Source organism: Flavobacterium sp. FG139 (assembly GCF_057809695.1).
Window position 1 is genome coordinate 1 of record NZ_JBMDKL010000049.1, and the last position, 655, is coordinate 655.

Here is a 655-nt window from a genome sequence, read left to right on the forward strand (position 1 = left end):
ACTTCCGCATTCTGATAAATCCCGAGCCACGCCATTGGCGCAAACGGCTGTTAGCGGTTCGGCTTTTTATTCATTATTAATTTCTCTTTCCACAATTTGTTTTTCAGATTTTCTGTCAGATTTATGCATTTCAGATTTTATTTTTTGATGATAATTACTTCTGTCAGTGAAAAAATGCATACTTGACCAAGCCAAACGAGAACCTTGTTTTATCATTACGCCATTCCAAATGCAGTCTTCATAAGGGCAACTGTGTTTGGAATATGTTCCGAAATTTCTATGTTTTATTCTTTTTTCATCAAGTATTTTTTGTTGATTTTTTTTAATTTCATTCCAAATTTTTTCTTCGTCACCTTTAGTAAATTCTTGTCCTAAAGTCGAAACTTCAACAAATGTTTTTGGGTCTTTCAGTTGTAAAAAATCAAATGTTTTTCTAAAGATTTTGTGTGCATATTCACGAACTTCTATTTTTTGGTCAATACAAAGTTTCTCATTTTCTACTATTGAACGATATAGTCCAAGTGTATTAAAATCTTTGAATTTTTTGTTATTATCAATATAATGAAAATATTCCTCTAAAGTCAATTGATTAAATTTCTGTCCTATTTCCATTTGTCATTTTTTTTCTGTTTTACTAAGCTGACCGCTAACGTTT

1 protein-coding gene is annotated in these 655 nt (G+C 30.2%); it reads right to left on the reverse strand.

Features of this window, described 5'->3' with window-relative positions; translation table 11 throughout:
* Positions 1-66: 66 nt before the first annotated feature.
* Entirely contained in the window at positions 67-585 is a 519-nt protein-coding gene (locus ACODSI_RS15050; protein ID WP_488917671.1) for a hypothetical protein, read from the reverse strand.
* Positions 586-655: the final 70 nt, after the last annotated feature.